This window comes from Hansschlegelia sp. KR7-227, from assembly GCF_049446035.1.
Lineage (GTDB): Bacteria > Pseudomonadota > Alphaproteobacteria > Rhizobiales > Methylopilaceae > Methylopila.
Map to the genome: position 1 here is coordinate 910,931 of NZ_JBMSEA010000001.1, position 22,385 is coordinate 933,315.

Annotated in this window: 16 protein-coding genes; 4 read left to right on the forward strand and 12 right to left on the reverse strand. The window is 70.6% G+C overall.

Annotated elements, in window-relative coordinates; translation table 11 throughout:
• The 3 genes from ACO2RJ_RS04250 to ACO2RJ_RS04260 all read left to right on the forward strand — a co-directional run bounded on the left by ACO2RJ_RS04250 (position 1) and on the right by ACO2RJ_RS04260 (position 2,520).
• On the forward strand, positions 1-873 hold the full coding sequence (locus ACO2RJ_RS04250; protein ID WP_423266771.1) for a succinate--CoA ligase subunit alpha: 873 nt from the start codon (positions 1-3) through the stop codon (positions 871-873).
• A gap of 86 nt (positions 874-959) precedes the next feature.
• The gene (locus ACO2RJ_RS04255; protein ID WP_423266772.1) at positions 960-1,982 is read left to right on the forward strand and encodes a 2-dehydropantoate 2-reductase; all 1,023 of its coding nucleotides are present in this window, start codon (positions 960-962) and stop codon (positions 1,980-1,982) included.
• 139 nt (positions 1,983-2,121) lie between these two features.
• A complete protein-coding gene (locus ACO2RJ_RS04260; protein ID WP_423266773.1) occupies positions 2,122-2,520 on the forward strand; it encodes a DoxX family protein in 399 nt (132 codons plus the stop codon).
• 25 nt (positions 2,521-2,545) lie between these two features.
• Here ACO2RJ_RS04260 and ACO2RJ_RS04265 read toward each other — a convergent pair whose 3' ends face one another.
• The 7 genes from ACO2RJ_RS04265 to ACO2RJ_RS04295 all read right to left on the reverse strand — a co-directional run bounded on the left by ACO2RJ_RS04265 (position 2,546) and on the right by ACO2RJ_RS04295 (position 8,940).
• Positions 2,546-3,844: a hypothetical protein gene (locus ACO2RJ_RS04265; protein WP_423266774.1), complete on the reverse strand. Its 1,299-nt coding sequence runs from the start codon at positions 3,842-3,844 to the stop codon at positions 2,546-2,548.
• The gene (locus tag ACO2RJ_RS04270; protein ID WP_423266775.1) at positions 3,844-4,680 is read right to left on the reverse strand and encodes a hypothetical protein; all 837 of its coding nucleotides are present in this window, start codon (positions 4,678-4,680) and stop codon (positions 3,844-3,846) included. The genes ACO2RJ_RS04265 and ACO2RJ_RS04270 overlap by 1 nt, the downstream gene beginning before the upstream one ends.
• Before the next feature lies 1 nt (position 4,681).
• Entirely contained in the window at positions 4,682-5,617 is a 936-nt protein-coding gene (locus ACO2RJ_RS04275) for a VWA domain-containing protein (RefSeq protein ID WP_423266776.1), read from the reverse strand.
• Complete coding sequence (locus tag ACO2RJ_RS04280; protein WP_423266777.1) at positions 5,614-6,579, reverse strand: VWA domain-containing protein; 966 nt, start codon at positions 6,577-6,579, stop codon at positions 5,614-5,616. The genes ACO2RJ_RS04275 and ACO2RJ_RS04280 overlap by 4 nt, the downstream gene beginning before the upstream one ends.
• Positions 6,576-7,037 carry a DUF4381 family protein gene (locus ACO2RJ_RS04285; protein ID WP_423266778.1) on the reverse strand — a complete coding sequence of 154 codons (462 nt, stop codon included), beginning with the start codon at positions 7,035-7,037 and terminating at the stop codon, positions 6,576-6,578. The genes ACO2RJ_RS04280 and ACO2RJ_RS04285 overlap by 4 nt, the downstream gene beginning before the upstream one ends.
• Entirely contained in the window at positions 7,024-7,872 is an 849-nt protein-coding gene (locus ACO2RJ_RS04290; protein ID WP_423268908.1) for a DUF58 domain-containing protein, read from the reverse strand. The genes ACO2RJ_RS04285 and ACO2RJ_RS04290 overlap by 14 nt, the downstream gene beginning before the upstream one ends.
• Before the next feature lie 63 nt (positions 7,873-7,935).
• Positions 7,936-8,940, reverse strand: a complete 1,005-nt coding sequence (locus ACO2RJ_RS04295) for an AAA family ATPase (protein WP_423266779.1) — start codon at positions 8,938-8,940, stop codon at positions 7,936-7,938.
• A gap of 274 nt (positions 8,941-9,214) precedes the next feature.
• Between ACO2RJ_RS04295 and gnd the strand changes: the two genes are divergently transcribed.
• Entirely contained in the window at positions 9,215-10,222 is a 1,008-nt protein-coding gene (gnd, locus tag ACO2RJ_RS04300; protein ID WP_423266780.1) for a phosphogluconate dehydrogenase (NAD(+)-dependent, decarboxylating), read from the forward strand.
• A 10-nt stretch (positions 10,223-10,232) separates the two neighbouring features.
• Here gnd and ACO2RJ_RS04305 read toward each other — a convergent pair whose 3' ends face one another.
• From ACO2RJ_RS04305 to ACO2RJ_RS04325, 5 genes are all read right to left on the reverse strand, one after another.
• Positions 10,233-12,428, reverse strand: coding sequence for a hypothetical protein (locus ACO2RJ_RS04305; RefSeq protein ID WP_423266781.1), 2,196 nt, complete (start codon positions 12,426-12,428; stop codon positions 10,233-10,235).
• A 156-nt stretch (positions 12,429-12,584) separates the two neighbouring features.
• Positions 12,585-15,653 (reverse strand): efflux RND transporter permease subunit, encoded by a 3,069-nt coding sequence (locus ACO2RJ_RS04310; protein WP_423266782.1) that lies wholly within the window; start codon positions 15,651-15,653, stop codon positions 12,585-12,587.
• 205 nt (positions 15,654-15,858) lie between these two features.
• Positions 15,859-18,957, reverse strand: a complete 3,099-nt coding sequence (locus ACO2RJ_RS04315; RefSeq protein WP_423266783.1) for an efflux RND transporter permease subunit — start codon at positions 18,955-18,957, stop codon at positions 15,859-15,861.
• Between the two features lie 28 nt (positions 18,958-18,985).
• On the reverse strand, positions 18,986-20,257 hold the full coding sequence (locus ACO2RJ_RS04320) for an efflux RND transporter periplasmic adaptor subunit (RefSeq protein WP_423266784.1): 1,272 nt from the start codon (positions 20,255-20,257) through the stop codon (positions 18,986-18,988).
• On the reverse strand, positions 20,254-21,699 hold the full coding sequence (locus ACO2RJ_RS04325; protein ID WP_423266785.1) for an efflux transporter outer membrane subunit: 1,446 nt from the start codon (positions 21,697-21,699) through the stop codon (positions 20,254-20,256). Before ACO2RJ_RS04325 ends, ACO2RJ_RS04320 begins: the two co-directional genes overlap by 4 nt.
• Between the last annotated feature and the right edge of the window lie 686 nt (positions 21,700-22,385).

Below are 22,385 nucleotides of genomic sequence, written 5' to 3' on the forward strand. Positions count from 1 at the left end.
ATGGCGATCCTGCTCAGCGAGGACACCCGCATTCTCAGCCAGGGCATGACCGGCTGGGCCGGCACGCACCATGTGGCGGGCATGATCGAATACGGCTCCAACGTCGTCGCGGGCGTGACGCCCGGCAAGGGCGGGCGCCGGCATCTGGGCGCGCCGATCTACGACACGGTCGCCGAGGCGATGCGGGAGACGCGCGCCAACGCCTCGATCGTCTTCGTGCCGCCGCCGACCGCGGGCGCCGCGATGATCGAGGCGATCGAGGCCGAGATGCCGCTGGTGGTCACGGTGACGGAGCGCGTGCCCGTGCTCGACATGCTGCGCGTCCGCGAGGCGCTCAAGGGGTCGCGCACCCGGCTCGTCGGCGCCAACAGCCAGGGGGTGCTTGCGCCGGGCGTCTGCAAGCTCGGCGTCATGGCGACGGGAAGCGAGCGCGCCGGCGGCGTCGGAATCGTGTCGCGCTCGGCCTCGCTGACCAGCGAAGTGGTGGCTCAGGTGACCGCGGCCGGCCTCGGCCAGTCGACGACCGTCGGCGTCGGCGGCGACGCCGTCCACGGCATGTCGATGCGTGAGTGCCTCGAACTGTTCCTCGCCGATCCAGAGACGGACGGCGTCGTGATCATCGGCGAGATCGGCGGGGTCGAGGAGCAGGAGGTCGCCGATTACGTGGCGGGCGCCCGGCCGTCGAAGCCGATCGTGGCGCTGATCGTGGGCGCCCACGCGCCGCGGGAGCGCCGGATGGGCCACGCCGGCGCGCTGACCTTCGGCGAGGGCGCGGACGCTGCGGCGAAGATCGCGGCGCTCGAGCGCGCCGGGGTCCGCATCGCCCCGAGCGCCCATCTCGTCGGGCGGACGATCGCCGAGGCGCTGCGCTAGCGGCCCATCTCACATTGGTTCAGGCTGCGCGGCGCCGAGCGGGCGCTGCGGGTCCCTTACGCATTCTCGATTGAAGGAACGCTGCCATGAAGATCTGCATCTACGGGGCGGGCGCGATCGGCGGCTATATGGCCGTGCAGATGAAGCAAGCCGGCATTGACGTCTCGCTGATCGCGCGCGGACCCCATCTCGCCGCGATCCGCGAGAAGGGCCTGAAGCTTATCATCGGCGGCGAGGAGAAGGTCGCCGAGATGCCCGCGACCAAGGTCGCAGCCGAGCTCGGACCGCAGGACTACGTGATCGTCGGCCTCAAGTCGCACCAGGCCTGGGAGTCGGCCGAGGACATGAAGCCGCTGTTCGGCGACCACACCGCCGTCGTCACCGCCCAGAACGGCGTGCCGTGGTGGTACTTTTTCGGCCTCGACGCGCCCTACAAGGACCTGCGTCTGAAGACCGTCGATCCCGGCGACCGGCAGTGGAACGCGATCGGCCCGGAGCGGGTGATCGGCTCCACCGTCTATCCCGCGACCGAGATCACCGAGCCCGGCGTCATCAAGCACATCTACGGCGACACCTTCGGCCTCGGCGAGCCGAACCGGAAGGAGAGCGCGCGGCTGAAAGCGTTCGGCGAGGCGCTCGAGGCGAGCGGCCTGAAGGCGCGCTACTATGACGACATCCGCGACGACATCTGGCTGAAGCTGTGGGGAAACCTGTGCTTCAACCCGATCTCCGCGCTGACCCGCGCAACCCTCGACATCGTCGCGACCGATCCCGGCACGCGGGCTTTGTCGAAGAAGATGATGCTCGAGGCGCAGCAGATCGGCGAAAAGCTCGGCGCCACGTTCAAGGTCGACGTCGAGCGCCGCATCAACGGCGCCGCGAAGGTCGGCGCGCACCGCACGTCGATGCTGCAGGATCTGGAGGCCGGCAAGGCGCTCGAGCTCGACGCCCTTCTGTCCGCGGTGCAGGAGATGGGGCAGCTGGTGCAGGTCGAGACGCCGTTCATCGACGCCGTGCTGGCGCTGGCCAAGCAGATGGGCCGCTCCTTCAACGTCTACCCGACCTTCCCGGAAGAGGCGCCGGCCCAAGCGATCGTCGCCGCGGAGTAGCGCGAGCGGATCAGCGCGCCGCCGCCCGTCGCGCCGGCGCCCGTTCACTTTGCCGAGCGGGCGCCGTCGCGGTTGTTGGTGAGCCTGCGTCGAACCGATAGACGTGGCGGGCTCGTTCTCCGAACCCGAAAGGCCGGCCATGTCATTCGCCTTCGCCAGTCCCTGGGCGCCTCAGCTGCTGAGCGTGCTCCGCATCGTGTCAGCGCTGCTTTTCATGCAGCACGGGACCCAGAAGCTTCTGGGCTTCCCCCTGCCGGCCAACCCCTTGAGCGCCCTCACCACGGTCGCGGGCGCGATCGAGCTGATCGGCGGCGCGCTGCTTGCGATCGGGCTCTTCAGCCGCCCGGCGGCCTTCATCATGTCGGGCATGTGCGCCGTCGGCTATTTTCTCGCCCATGCCCCGCAAGGGTTCTTTCCGATCATCAACAAGGGCGAGCTGATCGCGCTCTACTGTTTCGTGTTCCTCTACATCTTCGCCGCCGGGCCGGGTCCGTGGAGCGTCGACGCGATGATGCGGAGCAGAGGCCGGGCCGTCTGATCCAACTCCACTCGGGCCCGGCGGATCAGCCGGGCCGATACGGGCCGTCAAGCGGCGCGAGGCCCGATCGGCCGGACAGCTTGGGCCGCGTGCGACGGCGGGCGGCCAGGACAGTCCGCGCCAGCCTCCGCACGTCCGGCGGCGGCGCCGCGCCCGGATAGAACAGATGGCGATCGAGCTCGGCGAGGCCGGCGCGCACCTCGTGTTCGGCGAGCCATCGTCTCGCCCTGTCCGGCTCCCGCCGGGCGAGCGCCGTGACGGCCGCGCGCAGGGCCGAGGGATCGCGGCGCAGCCCAGCGAGCCTCAGCGCCCATATTTCCCGCGGCGGCAACCGCGGCGGGCCGTCTCCGCCGCCCTTCGCCCCGACGAGCAGCAGCGCGAGACCGGCGGCGAGGCCTGCCGCGGCGGCGCCCGCGATCTGGGGAACGGACGCGCGCGGAGCGGGCGGCGGCGGCGCGACCGTTTCGCCCTCGGCGCCTCCGCCGGCCGCCCAGGCCAGGCGCTGAGCCGGGATCGTCGCCTCGCGCAGCGTCCGGGTTCGCGTGTCGAACCAGGGGATCGTCACCGCCTCCATGGTGGCCGGGTGCGCCGTGATCGGCCGCATGTCCCAGCGGTAGATCGCGCGCGCCACTGGTCCGTTCTCGGTCACGCGCGTCTCGCGGTCGTTCGGTCCGCGAAACGAGATCACGCCGGGCGAGCGCATCACCGGCGGGGGCGGCAGATGCTCGGCCGTCACGCCGTCGGCCTCGATCGTGACCGTGCGGCGGACGTTCTCGCCGCGCGGCACGCGATTGGGATCGACCGACCATTCGTCCGTGATCCGGACGTCGCTCGAGGGCAGCCACCAGACGTTGGGATCGTCAGGGCCGCCCGGTCCCGACCATGTCGCGACATTGAGGGTGATCGGCTGCGACTTGACGTCGAGGATCCGGTTCGTGTCGCCGTCGACCACTGTCAGGTGATGCGTGAAGGCCCCGATCTCCTGGGGACCCGTCTTCTCGGGAAACAGCGCCATCGTGCGCTCGAACGCCGTCGCCGGAAAATTCCGGAACTCGGTCGACCAGCTGCGGTCGCGGGTGAGGTTGTTCCAGCCGAAATTGACGAGGTCGGGCTGAATGAGCTTCTGCAGATTGATCTTCGGGCGATAGGTCCCGCGGATGCGCAGCAGCACGAGTTCGCCGGGGTAGGGGTCGACGCCGTGGGTGTCGGCGAACACCTCGAGCTTCACGTCGTCGAATTCGCTTCTCGGCGCCTGCGCTGCGGCCGGCGCGGAGGGGAGGCCTAGCGCGGCCGCGAGGCCGCAGGCGGCGAAGAGCTTGCGCATCACCATGGATCCATGTTGCCCGGCGCCGCGACGCCGCGCGCCGCGCGCCCGGACCGCTCGGCCGCAAGCTTGAGCCGCAGAAACTTGCCGGGATCGTCGGGAATGGTCTGCAGCCATTGGCGGGTGGGGTGCACGGTCTGCTGGCTGTAGCTCTTCTTCGGCAGCCGGATCGCCATGTCGAACGAGGTCGCGACCTTGGAGGAATCGCCGCCGGTGCGGCCGCCGCCCTCCGCCGCGCCGACCGAGCCCCGCGCCTCGCCGCCGAGCCAGTCGACCTCGCTCTGCTGGGCGCGACCGGCGCGGGTCACCTGCGCGCGTCCGGGCGAGTTCGCCTGGCGGCCGGAATCGCGGTCCCCGGCCGCGCCTTCTCCGGTCGAGTTGACCTCGTTCTCGGCGCTCGACGGCGCCTCGCCGCCGCGCTTCTGCTTCGTGGCCGTCGCGTTCGCCGCGTTCATGGCGTCGCGCAGCTGCCGCTCGCGCCGGGCCTTCAGGGCTTCGACGAGCGCGAGATTGTAGCGGGCGTCCTCGTCGTTCGGATCGCGGTAGAGGGCGTCGTTCAGCGCGGTGATCGCTTCTCCCAGCGCGCCGGCGCGCGCCAGCGCCGTTCCCTCGTCATAGGAGGCCGCCGCGAAGGTCGCCCCCTGAAAGGCCTGGGCGGCCTCCGCGAAGCGCCCTTGCGCGTAGAGCGTCGCTCCCCGCCAGGCCGGGCCGTCGAGAAGCGCGCCTGCGAGACGCGGCATGCCGGCCGCGTAGAGCGACCGACCGAGGCGCTCCGAGGGCGCCGCCACGGCCAGGGCGCCGACGATCAGCAGCAGGACGAGGAGCGCGCGCGCCACGTCAGCCTCCACGGCGGAACAGGAGCAGGGCCGGGGCGAGCGCGAGCGCGAGCAGCCAGCGCCCGAAATCGTGCCAGACGAGGGAGGAGTACGCCCCGGGGCCGAGCCGCTGCGCGGCCCCGCTGGAGAGCCTCTCCGAGATCGCCTCCGTATGGTCGACGTCGCCCGACAGTCCGCCGCCGATCGAGGCGAGCGCTTCGAGCTCGGGCCGGCCCGTCATGGCCCTTCCGGGCGGGGCGTTGGTCGCGGTCTTCGGCGTCACAAAGATGACGTGCAGCGCCTGCCCGTCGTCCTTCAGGCCGCGCGCCTCGTTCTGCGCGCCCTCGTCGATCCCGCCCCCGTCCGTGATCATCACCACGTCGCCGCCGACGGCGCCGGCGTCCTTCAGCGTCCTGCGGATGAGGGCGAGCGCGCGGGTGGGCGAACTGCCGGGGTCCGGCACGGTCTGACCGTCGAGGGCGAACAGGGTCGTCTCGAGCCCTTTGCGGTCGTTGGTGGGAGGGCTCACGAGATAGGCGTCGCCGGCGAAGGCGATCACGGCGACCTGGCGCGTGCCGGCGGCTTCGGCGGCCGTCAGAGCCGCGAGGCGCGCGTCGCGGAACTGCGGGCTTTCGGCGACCGAGCGGGACAGATCGAGCGCGATGATCATGGTGTCGAGGTTGCGGAAGCTCGTGGCCTCGCTGCGCTCGACCGCCGGGCCGATCAGCGCGAGCGCGATGAGGGCGGCCGCGACCGCCGCCACGATCGCGCCTCGTCCGCGCCCCGCGACCACCGCGCCGCGCCGCGCCAAGGCGTCGAGCAGATGCGGATCGACCGCGCGCCGCCAGTCCCCGACGCCGCCCGCCTGGCGCACGGCGGCGAAGGCGACCAGGCCGGCGGCGGCCACGCCTAGCAGCCACCATGGCCTGAGCAGCGCGAGCCCGAACATCTCCGTCATCCGCCGCGCCTCCGTACCAGCACGGTCGCCGCAGAGGCGAGGAAGGCGAGCGCGGCCGGCCAAGGCCAGAGCTCGCGCCAGATCGGGGCCGGCGGCGCGAGCGAACGGGTCGGCTCGACCTCGTCGATCGCCTTGACCGCGGCCTCCATGTCCTCGCTGGTTTTGACGCGGAACATGCGGCCGCCGCTTTCGGTCGCGATGTCCGTCAGCGTCTTGACGTCGACCACGTCGGGGTTGCCGTCGCCCTCGCCGACGTCGCGCGGGCCCATCGCGATGGTGTGGACCCGCACGCCCATCTCCCGGGCGAGCCGCGCCACGTCGCGCGGCTGCGACACTCCCGCGTTGTTCACGCCGTCCGACAGCAGCACGACCACGCGCGACTTGGCGTCCGCGTCGGCGAGGCGCCGCAGCGCGAGGCCGAGACCGTCGCCGATCGCGGTCGAGCGCCCGACGAGGCCGATCGCGAAGCCGTCGAGCGCGCGCGCCACCGCCTCGACGTCGTAGCTCGGCGGCGAGACGACATAGGTCTGGTCGGCATAGGCGATGAGGCCGACCCGGTCGCCCGCGCGGCCGCGGATGAAGCGGGCGCCGATGGTCTTCACCACGTCGAGCCGCCGCACGGTCTGGCCGTCGAGCGAAAAATCGGTCCGCTCCATCGAACCGGACAGGTCGAAGGTCACCAGCAGGTCGCGCCCGGTCGTCGGAAGCGCCGCCGCCGGCAGCACGACGCGTGGGCCTGCGAGCGCGACGACGAGCGCGATCCAGGCGATCCAAGCGACGAGCCGCCGTCCGCCGGTCGCGGCCGAAGACGGATCGGCCTCGCTTTGGCTCGCGGCGACGGTGCCCGGAACCTTCAGCGCGCCGCCGACCCGCCCGTCGGCCGGCAGATAGCGCGCGGCGAGGAACGGCAGCGGAAGCAGCAGCAGGGCGACGGGAAAGGCGAACTGCCACAGCCCGTTCATCGCCGGAGCCTTTCGAGCAGGCCGGCGAGCTCGCGGTCGAGCTCGGCGTCGTCGGGGCCGCGGCGTTCCGGCCGGACATAAAGCTCTTCGGTCAGCGACTTGCCCGAGCGCGCGCGAAACAGGTCGGTCTTGAACACGCGGTCGAGCGTCGCGCTCCATTCGGGGCCGGCGGCGTGGGCCGCGGCCTCCCCCTCGATCGTGCGCACGACCCGCCGCAGGAGCGCAGCCTGCGCGGCCCGTTTGTCGTCGGGCGGGAGCGTGTTCGCGGCTTCGAACGCCTCGAGCGCGGAGGCGCGCAGCGACCGCTTCGGCCGAAGGAACAGGCGCGCCGCGAACGCGACCAGGAGCGCGACCGCCAGGCCCGCCGCCACGGCGAGCCCCAGATCCGCCCAGACCGAATGCGTCTCGGGCGGCAGATGCAGGGCCCTCAGACCGGCCAGAGGGTCATCGGGCGGCATCGAGACGCTCCAGCATCGGCGCGACGCGCTCAGGCCCGGACGCGGCGTCGATGTCGACCACAGGCACGCCGAGCGCCGTCAGGCGCGCGCGCCGCTGGTCGGCCGCGCGCGTCTCTTTGCGTCCTGACAGCCAGCCGCGCCGTCCGTCGCGCGACAGGAAGGCGTAGGCGCCCTTCGGGGCCTCGGTCTCGAAGGCGTCGGTGACGAGCAGAACGGAGATGGAGATGCGCGTCGTCGCGGCCCTGATCACTTCGTCGAAGCCGGGGCCGGGCTCGTCCAGCCCGCTCGCGAGGATCAAATGGCCTCCGCGCGGCAGCGCGCCGACGGCCGTTTCGAGGGCGGCGCTCAGCGAGGGGTCCGCCCGGTCCTCCTCCGCGAGCGCGTCGGCGTGGGCGCGCGCCATGACGCCGACGATCGCGCTCATCGCCCGCTCGCCGCCTTTCGGCCGCACGAAATTCGGCTCCCCGGTCCCGATCGTCAGCAGGCCGATGCGGCCGCCCTCGGCGGCGGCCCGCCAACCCACCATGGCGAGCGCTTCGGCCGCCGCGACCGAACGGAAGGCGCGGCGGGTTCCAAACAGCATGGCCGGCCGGAAGTCGGCGACCAGCAACACGGCGCGCTCCCGCTCGTCGCGGAAGGTGCGCGTGTGCAACTGGCCGGTCCGGGCGGTGGCGTTGCGGTCGATGTGGCGGATGTCGTCGCCGTCGATCCACATCCGCACGTCGTCGATCTCGCTGCCTCGCCCCCGCCTGCGCGTGACGATGCCGCCGGGCCGCGCGGCGAGCCGGCGCGTCGCCTTGGACGGCGCGCGACCGGTCAGGTGGCGCAAACCCATCAGCGCGTTGGCGTCGAGATCGACGCCGGGAACCGCGACCGCGTCCACGAGTGTTCCGTCCCCTTACAGCGGCCGGACCGCGTCGAGCAGCGGCGCGACGAGGTCGCGGGCGGTGCGGCCGTCGGCGGCGGCCCGCCAGGTCAGGACCAGCCGGTGCGCGAGCGTGTCAGCCGCGAGGTCGACGACGTCGTCCGGCGTGACGTGGTCGCGGCCCTGCAGATAGGCGCGCGCCTTCGCCGCCGCCGCGAGCGAGAGGGTTCCCCGCGGCGACACGGGATATTCGATCGCCCGTCGCACCTCGGGCGCGACGTCGGGGTCGCGCGTCGCGGTGACGATGCGCACGATGTAGTCCTTCAGCGCCGCCGCGAGGTGGACGTTGGCGACGTCGCGCCGCGCCCGCCGGATCTCCTCGCCCGTCAGCCGCAGCGGCATGACCTGCTCGTGGCCTGCCGTCTCGAGCTCGACGAGGTCGAGGATCTTCCGCTCGGACACGGCGTCCGGCAGTCCGACGACGACATGCATCAGGAAGCGGTCGAGCTGCGCCTCCGGCAGGGGAAAGGTCCCCTCATGCTCGATCGGGTTCTGGGTCGCGACCACCATGAAGGGGTCGGGCAGGGGATAGGTGTTCGATCCCGCGGTGACCTGATGCTCGGCCATCGCCTCCAGCAATGCTGACTGGACCTTGGGCGGCGCGCGATTGATCTCGTCGACGAGGATCAGCGAATGGAACAGCGGTCCGGCGAGAAACTCGAACCGCCCCTGGTCGGGCCGCCACACGGTCGTGCCGGTAAGGTCGGCCGGCATGAGGTCCGGCGTGCACTGGATGCGCGCGAAGCTCGCGTCGAGACCGGCGGAGAGGCGCTTGACGGCGCGTGTCTTGGCGAGGCCGGGCGCGCCTTCGATCAGAACGTGGCCGCCGGTCAGAAGCCCGATCAGCAGCCGCTCCACCAGACCGGAGATTCCGATCAGGCCTTCCTCCAGCCCGAGTCGCAGCCGCACCACGCGATCGCGCAGGGCCGCGTCAGCCGCCGGCTCGGACGGCGTCGGGCTTTTGTCTTGGACGTTCATTTCGCGTCGACCCCGCTCGTTCGCAGGAGGCGCCTGGGCGACGGATGGGCAGGCGCTGGCATGGACTCCTCCGATTTCCTCGAGTGGCCTCTTAAGGGCCTTATTAGGGATCACGCCCGCTCTGCGCGCGGGCGTCAATCCCGAACCGCCCGCGGCCAATTGGCGTCGGCGCCTGGCGTGACCGTCAGGCGGTCATTCGATCGACAGCGGCGTATGACACATTATGTCTCTTCCGGCGCCGGATCCTGGGCGTTTTTTCCGAGAGGCGAGAGCGATGCATATCGGAGTGATCGGACTGGGCCGCATGGGCGGCAACATTGCGCGCCGCCTGATGGATCATGGGCACGCCTGCGTCGTCTACGACGTCGACGGGGGCGCCGTCGACCGGCTGGCCGGGGAAGGCGCGTCGGGCGTCCATGAACTGGCCGATCTCGTCGCCGCCCTGCCGGCGCCGCGCGCGGTGTGGGTCATGCTGCCGGAGGGCAAGATCACCGGCGACGCCGTGGCTGCTCTCGGCGAAGCGCTGTCTCCCGACGACGTCGTGATCGACGGCGGCAACAGCTACTACAAGGACGACATCAAGCGCGCCGCCGCGCTCAAGGAGAAGGGCATCCACTATGTCGACGCCGGCACGTCCGGCGGCGTCTGGGGCCGGGAGCGCGGCTACTGCCTGATGATCGGCGGAGACGACGAGGCGGTGAACCGCCTCGACCCCATCTTCAAGGCCCTCGCGCCGGGCCGCGGGGACATTGACCGAACCCCGAACCGGGAGGGCCGCGACCCTCGCGTCGAGGAGGGGTACATCCACTGCGGCCCGGCCGGCGCCGGCCATTTCGTCAAGATGGTCCACAACGGCATCGAATACGGCCTGATGCAGGCCTATGCCGAGGGCTTCGAAATCCTGCGGCAGAAGGCTTCCGCGGCGTTGCCGGAGGACCGCCGCTTCACGATCGACGTGGCGGACGTGGCGGAAGTCTGGCGGCGCGGCAGCGTGGTCTCGTCGTGGCTGCTCGACCTGACCGCCTCGGCGCTCGCCTCCGACCCCAAGCTCGACGGCTTCGAGGGCCGCGTCGCCGATTCCGGCGAGGGACGCTGGACGATCGAGGCCGCGATCGAGGAGGCGGTGCCGGTCGACGTGCTGGCGACGGCGCTGTTCGCGCGCTTCCGCTCGCGGCAGGAGCATTCGTTCGCGGACCGCCTGCTGTCGGCCATGCGCTTCCAGTTCGGAGGCCATGTCGAAGCGCCCGCGGGGATCGGGGAGACTCCCAAGGCGAAGACCTGACGGGCGGTCGTCAGACCACGAGGAAATCCGCGGCGGTGAGGGCGAGGCCCCCGTCCAATCGCGCGAACTGGACCGCGGCGCCGGCCCTATTGCCGTCGGCGTCGAAGTACAGCGCTCCCGTCGCGCCGTTGTAGACGATGCGGTCCGACGCGTCGTTGGCCGCCGCGCCGATCTTGAAGGTGGCGGCGGCCAGCTGTCCGACCGGAAGGCCGTCGAAGATCACTCCCCGTATGCGGATCGTGTCGGCGGCGACGCTGAAGTCCTCGACCGTGTCGATGTTGGTCGGACCGAGCGGATCGCGGAACACGAAGACATCGTCGCCCGCTCCGCCGGTCAGGGTGTCGGAGCCCAGGCCGCCGTTGAGGAGGTTCGACGCGGCGTTGCCCAAGAGCACGTTCGCCATCGCGTTGCCGGTGGCGTTCGCGGCGGCCGAGCCGACGAGCGTGATGTTTTCAACGTTCGCGGCCAAGGTGTGGGACGCCTCCGCGACGACGGTGTCGCTCCCCTCATTCGCCGCCTCGACGACGCGGTCGGCCGAATCGTCCACGTGATAGACGTCGGCGCCGCGGCCGCCGATCATCGTGTCCGCCCCGGCGAGCCCGTTCAGGCGGTTCGCCGCGTCGTTTCCGGTCAGAACGTTCGCAAGGCCGTTGCCGACGCCGTTGATCGCCGCGGCGCCGAGCAGAGCGAGGTTCTCGACATTCGCCGTGAGCTGATAGGTCGCGGTCGAGAACACCCGATCCACGCCGCCGCCGGCCGCTTCGACCACCCGGTCGCCGGCGACGTCGACATAGAAGACGTCGTTCCCGGCTCCGCCCTCCATGAGGTCGCCGCCCCCGCCGGAGCCGCCGTCGATCGTGTCGTCGCCCGCGCCGCCGCGGATCGTGTCGGCCGCCCCGGTGAGAGCCTTGCCGGTCCTGTCTCCGACGCCGAAGTCTCCAAACAGTCGGTCGTTCCCGTTTCCGCCAGCGATGGTGTCGCTGCCGCCCGTCATGGCCGCGGTGAGCGAGGCGCCGCCGATGAAGTAGACGTCGCCGGCGATGCGGTCCGCGCCGTCGTCTCCGCTGATCACGTCCGCGCCGCCTCGGATGGCGACGATCGTCGTCGACGGCGTCCCCGACGCTCCGAACGAACCGCCCCCGCCGGCCTGGAGCGCGTCGCCGGCGATGATGTCGCTGTCCTCGCCGCCGGTGATCGTGTCGTTTCCGCCGCGCACCGTGCCAAGCGCGGCGATCGCGTCGCCGCCGATGTAATCGTGCCCGCCGCGACCGTTGATCAGATCGGCGCCGCCGGTGAGGTCGCCATCGGTCATCACCCGCACGTCGCCGGCCAGGATCTCGTCGAGGAAGGAGAAATCGGATCCGGTGACGACGTCCGCGCCGCCGCGGACGGTCCCTGCGCTGTCGTCGGCGTCTCCGACCAGGGCGGACTGCTGTCGACCGAAGAAGAACTCCGCCTCGGCGTCCGAGCGGATGTGGTCGTTTCCGCCAGTCAGCACGCCGTATTCGGTCACGCTGCGCGCGTCTCCGATGAGGGAGTAGTAAGGCGACCCCGTCAGTCGGAGCACGTCGTCGCCGCCGGTCAAGCGACCGTGGAACGTGAAGTCGCCCTTTGTCTGATGCGTGCCGCTGACGAGGTCCGCGTCCCCGATCAGCAGCGAGTTGCTGAGCGATCGTCCGCCCCCGATCGGAACGAGACCTCCCGGGAACTCGCCCGGATCGGCGCTCAGCGTGTCGTCGCCGCCGACCTTCGTCTCGCGGAACAGGCGATTGGCGGTGATTTGCAGGAAGTCGCCGAACAGCGCTGCGCCGACGCCTTTCGGCGCGATCATTCGATCGTCGCCGGACAGCAAGGTCTCCCAGAATTTGTCAGCAGCGCTCTGGGGATTCGTCCCGACCCGGCTCACGAGCGCGGTCAGGGCGGTGAGACGGGACGGCTCGATGGTGACGTCGGTTTCGGGCGTCGGATCGATGCGGCCCTCATCCTGGGCAAGGTCGATCGTCAGATGCTCCACTGCTCCGTCGGTGGGATAGTTGGCCCCGTCGACCTCGAATCCGGTCCCGGTCGCCTCGATCCGGGTGAACGCGGTGGTCCGCCATCCATAGACCAGCGGGCCTCCCGCAGTGTGCGGCGCCGCGAGATCGAACTGCTCCCCGTCCGTCATGTTGAATCGGGACGTGCTGTTGCTTGCGTCGACCGTCGTCATAGCGCGCTCCAGACGTTGTTGGTTGTTTTCGTTAGATCATTTACTTCCCGGCTCAGCCCCGTGTCTGGGAGCGCTCCGCTGTCAGCCTAACACAACTGCGGGCGCTGAAACGTCGCGGCGCGCATCCGAGGGCGGTGTTGCGCCGGCCGCCGGGCGTCACTCCGCCGGCTGAAGCTTCGGCGCCTCGTCTCGCCGCCTGCGCCGCAGGCGATCAAGCAGCAGGTAGATCGCGGGCGTCGTGTAGAGCGTCAGAACCTGGCTCACCAGGAGCCCGCCGACGATCGTGACGCCGAGCGGGCGCCTCAGCTCCGAGCCCGGTCCTTCGCCGAAGGCGAGCGGCAGGGCGCCGAGGAGGGCGGCGAAGGTGGTCATCAGGATGGGCCGGAAGCGCACCCGCGCCGCTTCGATGATGGCCTCGCGCGGGGAGAGGCCGCGCGAGCGCTCGGCCTCGAGCGCGAAGTCGACCAGCATGATCCCGTTCTTCTTCACCAGTCCGATCAGCAGGATGACGCCGACCAGGGCGATGATCGTGAGATCGTCGCCGGCGACCTGCAGCGCGAGCAGCGCGCCGAGGCCCGCGGGCGGCAGAGTGGAGAGGATCGTCAGCGGATGGATGTAGCTCTCATAGAGCACGCCGAGCACGAGATAGATTGCGAGCAGGGCGGCGACGATCGTGATCGGCTGGCTCGACGAGGCCTGAGCGAAGGCTGCGGCGTTGCCGGCGAATTCCGCGTTGAGTCCGTCCGGCAGCCGCATCTCCGCGACCGCCGAGGCGACGGTCGCCATGGCGTCGCCCGTCGATGCGCCCGGCGCGACGTCGTAGGTGATGGTGATCGAAGGATACTGACCCTGATGGTTCACCACCAGCGGCGAGACCTGCCGCGTCAGGCTCGCGACCGCGGAGAGCGGGATCTGTCGGTCCTCGGCGGCGGGTACGTGGATCTTGAGCACGTCGGTCGGATCCCGCGAACTGGCCGGGTCTGCCTCGATGACGACGCGGTACTGGTTGCGGGCGCCGTAGATCACCGAGATCTGGCGCTGCGCGAAGGCGGTGTTCAGCGCCGCGTCGATCGAGTCGATGGAAACGCCGAGGCGGGAGGCCGTCTCACGGTCGATCGTGATCACGAGGTCGATGCCATTCGCCTCGCGGTCGGTCGCGACGTCGCGCAGGCCGGGAATGCGGGACAGCCGTTCGACGACGCGCGGCGCCGTGTCCTGCAGAAGGTTCAGGTCGGCCGACCACAACGTGAACTGGTACTGCGAGCGGCCCTCCCGCGCGCCGGCTCGCAGCTCCTGCTGAGGGCTGAGGAAGACCCGGAGGCCCGCAAGCTCCGACAGCGGCTTGCGCAGGCGCTCAACCACCGCCTGCGCGCTCGGTCGTTCCCCCTGGGGCTTGAGCGCGATCTGGATCCGGCCCTGGTTGGCGGAGCCGCGTCCGCCGCCGAGCGACGGCGCCACGGCCTCCACGGCGGGGTCGGCCGCGATGATGGCCGCGGCCCGCTTCATGAGATCCGACATCGCGTCGAAGGAGACGTCCGGCGCCCCTTGTGTGAAGGCGTTGACGAGGCCGGTGTCGTCCTGCGGGAAGAACCCCTTGGGCGTCGCGATGTAGAGCTGCACCGACCATGCGGCGGCGGCAGCCATCAGGAGCGCCATCAGCCAGGGCGCCTTCATCGCGACCCTGAGGCTGCGCGCGTAGCCGTCGCCGACGCGGTCGAGCAGGCTGCGGCGCTCGGAGCGCGGCTCGGGCCGGAGCAGCTGGCCGCAGATCATCGGCGTGACGGTGAGCGACACCACGGTCGACACCGCGATCGCGAAGACGAGCGTCATGGAGAATTCGAAGAACATGCGCCCGGCGAGTCCGCCGAGAAACAGCAGCGGGGTGAACGCCGCGACGAGCGAGACCGAGATCGCGACCACGGTGAAGGCGATCTCGCGCGCGCCGGTCAGCGCCGCCTCCATCGGGCTCATGCCCTTCTCAAGGTTGCGGTAGGCGTTCTCGATCATGACGATGGCGTCGTCGACCACGAAGCCGACGGCGACCGCGAGCGCCATCAGCGACAGATTGTCGACGGAGAAACCGAGCGCCCACATGCCCGCGAACGAGCCGGCGAGCGCCAGGGGCACCGTCACGCCGGCGGCGAAGGTCGGCGCGAGGCGCTTCAGGAACACGAACACGACCAGCATCACGAGCGCGATCGAGATCAGCAGCGTGAACTGCATGTCCTCGACGCTCGCGCGGATGGTCTGCGTGCGGTCGGCGAGCACGGTGACGTCGATGCCGGCCGGGATCCAGCGGGAGACCTCGGGCAGCAAGGCCTTCACGCCGTCGACCGTCTCCAGCACGTTGGCGTCGGGCTGCTTGGTCACGTTGAGCAGCACCGCGGGCTTTCCGTTGAAGAAGCCGGCCGTGCGGGAGTTGCGTGTGCCGGCCGCGACCTCGGCGACGTCTCCCAGCCGCACGGTCACGCCGTTCGACACGCGGATGACGACGCCCTTGTAGTTTTCCGGATCCGACCCGAGTTCGCCGTCGAGGGCGATGGCGAGCGAGCGGTCGCCGGCCTCGATTGAGCCCACGGGGGCCAGCACGTTCGCCCGCGCAATCGCCTGGCGGACGTCGTCCAGCGCCATGCCCATGGCGGCGATTCGGTCGGGGTCGAGCCGGACGCGCACCGCGGGCTGTTCGGCGCCGGCGACGGAGACTTCCCCGACGCCCTTCACCTGAGAGAGCCGCTGGACGAGCACGCTGTCGGCTGCGTCGTAGATCTGGCTCCGCGGAATCGTCTCCGAGGTGAGAGCGAGCACCAGCACCGGGAAGGCGGCCGGGTTGATCTTGCGGAAGGTCGGCAGGTTCGGGATGTCCGACGGGAGGTCGGCGGCGGCCGCGTTCAACGCGGCCTGCACGTCGCGGGCCGCGTCGTCGATGTTGCGGTCGAGATCGAACTGCACCGCGATCCGCGTGGAGCCGAGAGACGAGACCGACGTGAGCTCCGTCACGCCCGCGATCGCGCCGAGCGTGCGCTCGAGCGGCGCGGCGACGGTCGACGCCATCACGCCGGGATCGGCGCCGGGGCGGGACGCCGTGATGAAGATCGCCGGGAATTCGACGTTCGGCATGCTCGCGACCGGCAGCCGGAGATAGGCCGCGAAGCCGACGAGGATCAGCCCGACGGCGAGCAGCGTCGTGCCGACGGGCCGCCGGATGAAGGGGGCGGAGAGCGACATCAGCGCCGCCCTGCGAGACCAGCCAGGGCGGCGGACGCGAATGCGTGCTTCGAGACGCCGGCGAAGAGGGGGCTCCTCAGGATGGGGACCGTGGAGGGCGATCGAGGGCAAGCCCTCCTCATGCTGAGGAGCCGTCCGCAGGACGGCGTCCCGAAGCACGCATCCGGCCTCAACAGCCTTGTCTTCCTGAAGCGCCGGAGCGACGTCACTTCGCCGGCTCCGCGGCCGGCGCCTTGGCGCCGCCGGCGAACCGCATCCTGACCCGCTCCATGGCGAGATAGACGACCGGGGTGGTGTAGAGCGTCAGAAGCTGGCTGAGCAGCAGGCCGCCGATGATGGTGACGCCGAGCGGAACCCTCAGTTCCGCCCCGGGGCCGGTCGCGAGCGCGAGCGGCAGCGCGCCGAGCAGGGCGGCGAGCGTCGTCATCATGATCGGGCGGAACCGCAGCGCGGCCGCCTCGACGATCGAGGCCTCGGGCGCCATGCCACGGGTCCGTTCGGCGTCAAGCGCGAAGTCGATCATCATGATCGCGTTCTTCTTCACGATGCCCATCAGCAGGATCACGCCGATGAGCGCGACGATCGACAGATCGAGATCGAACAGCTCCAGCGCGATCAGCGCCCCGACGCCGGCCGAGGGCAGGGTGGAGAGGATCGTGAGCGGGTGGATGAAGCTCTCGTAGAGCACGCCCAGCACGATGTAGATCGCGATGATCGCGGCGAGCACGAGCCAGGGCTGGCCTGCCAGCGACTCCGCGAACTCCGCCGCGTCGCCCGAGAAGCGTCCGACGACGGTCGCGGGCTGGTCGATCGCGTCCTCCGCCTCGGCGATTGCGGTCAGCGCGTCGCTGAGCGCGAAGCCCTCCGCGAGGTCGAAGGACAAGGTGACCGACGGAAACTGCTCTTCCTTGGTCTCGATCAGGTTCGCAGGTTCCAGGGAGACGCTCGCGACGGCCGCGAGCGGAACCTGCGCTCCGCCCGCCGAGGTCACGTAAAGCCGGCCGATCGCCTCCATGCCGCGCTGTTGCGCGGGGGCAGCCTCCAGCACCACCCGGTACTGGTTGGCCTGGCCGTAGATGGTCGAGATCTGCCGTTGACCGTAGGCGTCGTAGAGCGTGTCGGCGATCGCCTGCACCGTGACGCCGAGCCGGCCCGCCGCCGTTCGATCGACCGCCACGCGCGCTTGCAGCCCGCCGGGTCGGGCGTCCGAGCCGACGTTCCGCAAAACGTTGGACTTCCGAAGCTGTTCGACAAGTTTGCTCGCGTTATCCGCAAGCTCGTCCGCGTCGCTGTCGGTCAGCGTGTACTGATAGCGGGCCCGGCTGGCGCGGGTCGCGATCTGTAGATCCTGCGTCGCCTGGAAGACGATCGAGACGCCGGCGACGCCGGCTACCGTCCGGTTGAGCCTCGCGATCACCTCATCGGCGGACTCCTCGCGTTCGTCATGGGCCTTCAGGACCACGGTCAGCCGGGCGGCGTTCGGGGTCGGCGTCTGCTCGCCGACCCCCAGCACGGAGACCACAGATCGCACGGCGGGATCCTTGCGGATCGCGGCGGTGACGGCTGCGTCGCGGCGCCTCAGTTCCGCGAAGGATACGTCCTGAGCGGCCTCGAGCGTCCCGGTGATCAGGCCGGAATCCTGCTCCGGCAGAAACCCCTTCGGCGCGACGACGTAGAGCCAGCCGGTCGCCGCCAGCGTCGCGACGGTCACCAGCAACGTCAGCCCCTGATGCCGCAGGACCACGAGCAGCGAGCGCCGGTAGCCTTCGATGAAGCGCTCCGTCGCCCGCTCGGCCGCTCGACCGAGACGCGAGCCGCCCGCCTTCGGGGGACGCAGCAGCTTGGCGCACATCATCGGGGTGAGGGTGAGCGAGATCACCATCGACACCACCACGGCGATCGTCAGCGTCGCCGCGAACTCGCGGAACACGCGGCCCACGAGCCCGCTCATGAACAGCAGCGGAATGAACACGGCGACTAGCGAGGCCGTGAGCGAGACGATGGTGAAGCCGATCTCGCGGGCGCCCTCATAGGCGGCCTTGAGCGGCGGCTCGCCGTCTTCGATGTGGCGCTGGACGTTCTCGATCATGACGATCGCGTCGTCGACCACGAAACCGGCGCCGACCACCAGAGCCATCAGCGAGAGATTGTCGAGGCTGTAGCCCAGGCCCCACATCACGGCGAAAGTCGCGATCAGGGACAGCGGGAGCGCGACGCCGGCGATCAGCGTCGCGCGCAGCGTCCGCAGAAACAGCAGGACGACGAGCACCACGAGACCGACGGACAGCGCCAGCGTGATCTCGACCTCGTGGATCGAGGCCTTGATCGTGTCGGTCCGGTCGTCGACGACCGCGACGCGGACGCCCGCCGGCATCGCCCGCTGGATCTCCGGCAACGCCTTGCGAAGCGCTTCGACGGTCGCGACGGTGTTGGCGCCGGGCTGGCGCTGCACCTCGATGATGATGGCGGGCCGGCCCTGATAGGTCGCCGCCACGCTCTGGTCTTCGAGCCCGTCGACGACGTCGGCCACGTCCCGGAGCCGCACCGGCGCGCCGTTGGTCTGCGCGATGACGATCTCGCGATAGGCTTCAGCCGTCGCGATCTGGTCGTTGGCGGAGATCGTGAAGGACTGCCGGTCGCCGTCGATCGATCCCTTGGGGCCCGCGACGTTTGCGCCCGCGATCGCCGTGCGCAGCGCGTCCAACCCGATGCCGTAGGCCGCAAGCCGGCGGATGTCGGCCTGCACCCGCACCGCGGGCTTCACGCCGCCGCCGACGCTGACGCGGCCCACGCCGCCGACTTCCGCCAGGCGCTGGGCGACCAGGGTGTCGGCGAGGTCGGACACGTCGCGCACCGGCACGGTGTCGGAGGTCAGGGCGACGGTGAGCACCGGCGTGTTCGCCGGATTGACCTTCGAGAACACCGGGGGGTAGGGCAGGTCGTTCGGCAGCGTGGAGTTCGCCGCGTTGATGGCGGCCTGGACGTCCTGCGCCGCGCCGTCGATGTCCCGGTCGAGGTCGAAGCGGAGCGTGATGCTCGAACGGCCGAAGGAGCTCGCCGACGTCATGTTGTCGAGCGAGGGGATCTGGCCGAGCTGCCGTTCGAGCGGGGCCGTGACGAGCGCGGCCATCGTCTGAGGGTTCGCGCCCGGCAGCCGCGTGGTGACCTGGATGGTCGGAAAGTCGACCTGGGGAAGCGAGGAGACCGGCAGCCGGAGATAGCCGAGCGCGCCCGCGAGCAGCACCGCGAAAGCGAGCAGCGTGGTCGCCACGGGCCGCGCGATGAAGGGCGCGGAGATGTTCATCAGTGGGCGCGCCGCCCGCGCGACGCGGTCACGGCGTCCGCTCCCGATCGGCGCGGCGCTGACGGCGCTGCTCCCGGTTCTCCGCGCCCGCGCCGGGCGCGTCGCTCTCCGGCTCGGAGCTCGCCCCGGGCGCGCCGACGGCGACCTTCGAGCCGTCGCGCAGACGGGTGAATCCTGTCGTCACGACCTGCTCTCCCGGGGCCACGCCGGAGGAGAGCACCGCGAGCACGGCGTCCTGGCGCGCGACCGTCACCTTGCGCTGCTCGACCGCTCCGTCCTTGACGACGAAGGCGAACGGGCCGTCGGGACCCTGCTGCACGGCGGGCCCGGGAACGGTCGTCACGCCGACCAGCGTGTCGACCGCCACGCGGATCGTCGTGAACTGGCCCGGCCAGAGCGCGAGCTCGGCGTTGGGGAAGGTCGCCTTCAGCTTCACCGTGCCGGTCGTCTGGTCGACCTGATTGTCGAGAACGTCGAGCGCGCCGCGATCGACCACGGTCGTCCCGTCGCCGGCGAGCGCCTCGACCGGCACGGAGCCTCGCGCCAGCGCCTTGTTTACCGCCATGATGTCCTGCTGCGGCAGCGTGAACAGCGCCGCGATCGGCTGGACCTGGGTGATGGTGACGATGCCGGTGGTCTCGCCCGCCGTGACGTAGTTCCCCTGGTCCACGCCGCGGACGCCGGTGCGACCGGAGATCGGCGCGCGCACCACGGTGCGGTCGAGCGTCGCCTTCGCCTGGTCGATGGTCGCCGCGTAGTAGCGCACCTGCGCCTCGAGCTGCGCGATGGTCGCCTTGGCGGTGTCGGCCTGCTGCTGGGTGCCGTAGTCGTTCTTGGCGAGGCGGCTGTAGCGTTCGAAGTCGCGGCGGGCGTTGGCGAGCTGGGCCTCGTATTGCGCCTTCTGGGCCACCGCCTGGTCATACTGAGCCTGATAGGTCGCGGGATCGATCCGGGCGAGCACGTCGCCGGCCTTGACGTCCTGGCCTTCGCGGAAGGCGACTTCGACGAGAATGCCTTCGACCTGCGGGCGCACGGTCACCGTGTTGGGCGCCTGGAACGTGCCGACGCCTTCCAGCAAGACCGGCACGTCCTGCTTCTTCGCCTCCTCGGCGATCACCGGAACCGGCCCGTCCGCCCCGCCGCCGCGACGGCCCCCGGCGCGGCCCTGCCGTTGAGCGGAGCCGCCAGCCTCGGTGGAGGCCTTCAGAAAGGGCGGCAGCAGATAATCCGGCGGCGGCCAGAATTTCCAGGCGGCGAGGCCGATCGCGACCAGCAGCAGCAGGACGATGACGCGCTTCATCGCGCCGCGATCGCGGGAACGGGAAAGGGCGGCAGAGCTGGCCCGCCGGCGGGCGCGCCTGAGGCGGCCCAGCCGCCGCCGAGCGCCTCGAACATCGACACCAGCGCCTGGTAGCGCGCGAGCCGAGCGGCGACGAGCGCGTCCTGCGCGGAAAACAGCGTCTGCTGCGTGTTCAGCACCGTGACGATGTCGACGGCTCCTTCCTTCAATTGGGCCTGCGCGATGTCATAGGCTTCGCGGGCGCTTTTCACCGCGGCGCCCTGCAGGCGCTCCTGCTCCGCCGATTTGCGGACCGCGATCAGCGCGTTCTCCACATCCACGAAGGATTGCACCGCCGCCCGGCGGTAGGCGTAGAGATTTTCCCGATACTGGCCCTTGGCGAGGTCGAGGCCGCCCGGCAGCGTCGGGTCGAGCAGCGGCTGCGTGACGCCGGCGGCGAGCGAGTAGAAGCCGGCCTGGGATTCGAACAGCCGCTTCAGGGCCGTGCTTTGATAGCCGCCCTGAGCCGTCAGCGAGATCGACGGCAGGAAGGCGGCCCGCGCCGCGGTGATGTCGGCGTCCGTCCCCGCCAGGTTGAACTCGGCCTGACGGACGTCGGGGCGGCGGCGCAGCAGATCGGCGGGGAGGCCGGGGGCGACGCGCGGCGTCTTCAGCGCGGCGAGGCGTCCGCCCTTCACGTCGAGCGCGACCGGCGGCCGTCCGAGCAGCAGCGCAAGCGCGGTCTCGTTGGTGCGGATTTCCTGTTCGATCGGCGGGATCGAGGCGCGCTGCAGGTCGAGCACGCTGCGCTGCTGGGCGCGGTCGAGCCCGGAGGCAGTGCCGACGTCGAGCCGCCCCTGGATCGCATCCAGAATCGTCTGCGCGCTGCGCACATTGCCCCGCGCGATCGCGAGCCGCTCCTGCGCGGACATCAGGGCGAAATAGGTGTTGGCGACGCTCGTCACCACGCCGAGCGCCGTGACCTCTGCGGCGAAGCGGGCCGAGAAGGCGGACGCCTGCGCCGCGCGGACGTTCGCGCGGTTCTTGCCCCAGAAGTCGAGCTCGTAGCTCGCCGAGAGCGCCGACTGGAACGAGCCCTGGGCGCCGCGAAGGGAGTTCGCGGTCTTCTGCGCTCCGGCGTCGCCCGTCCCTTGAACGAACGGAATGAGAGCGGCGCCGGTGATGCGGACCTGGGCGTCGGCCTGCTCGATGCGCGCCTTGGCGGCGGCGATGTCCTGATTGGCGCGTTCGGCCTCGACCACGAGCCGGACGAGCTCGCTCGACCCGAACCCCCGCCACCAGTCCGCCTGAGGCCAGATCGGGTCCGCCGCCCGCGCGTCCTTCCAGCGCTCGGCCGTCGGCAGCCCGATTTCGGGGCGACTCCAGCCGTCCGCGCAGGCCGAAAGCGTCGCGGCGGCGAGACCGGCCGCCGCGAGCCGTAAGGTCGTTTTCAGCCCCCGCACGATGTTCCCGTCTGTTACGCGCACGCCCGATCAACTGCCACGCCCGCCCGGCCGCCGCCATTGCGCCGGCGCGACACCGGACGGGCGATCTGCGTGACGTTGTACGGAAAGGACGCCCGGTCCCTGCGCGGACCGGGCGGAGCCGCCCCCCGCTGCGCGGGGCAGACGGGAATGACGCGGCCCGGTTAGCCGATGGCGGAGATCACGCCGAGAGCGCTTAGCAGCAGGGCGAGCAAGGCGACGTCTCCAAACTGCGCCACCGACCGCCACGTCCGGACCGGCGGCCGACGTCTCGCGCTGGACGCCCCGGCGCCACGCCTGCGGAGGGCCGTCATTTGAAGCCCTCGCGGCGCTGAGCGGCGCTCTCAACCGAGGCGGGGACGCTCGGGGTGGGAAGTAGTCGGTCCGAATATCGGCCTTTACCGATATCATGAGACAAGCTCACTGCCGGTTCGGACTTGATCGATACCAATGCGACGACGCTCATCAAAAGCGCTCCGAGAATATTATACTCGCTCATTATCGCTTCTCCTCTGTCCCCACGGCGATCGTTCGCGCTCAATGCGCGTCGTTTGCTCGCTTGTGGAGAATGTACAGAAGTCAAAGCGCCAATAAAATTCCAAGTCTTTGGGATGTATTGTTGGTCCATTTCTTTGCTAAACAGTCTTGTCCAAGTTTCTTGGGCA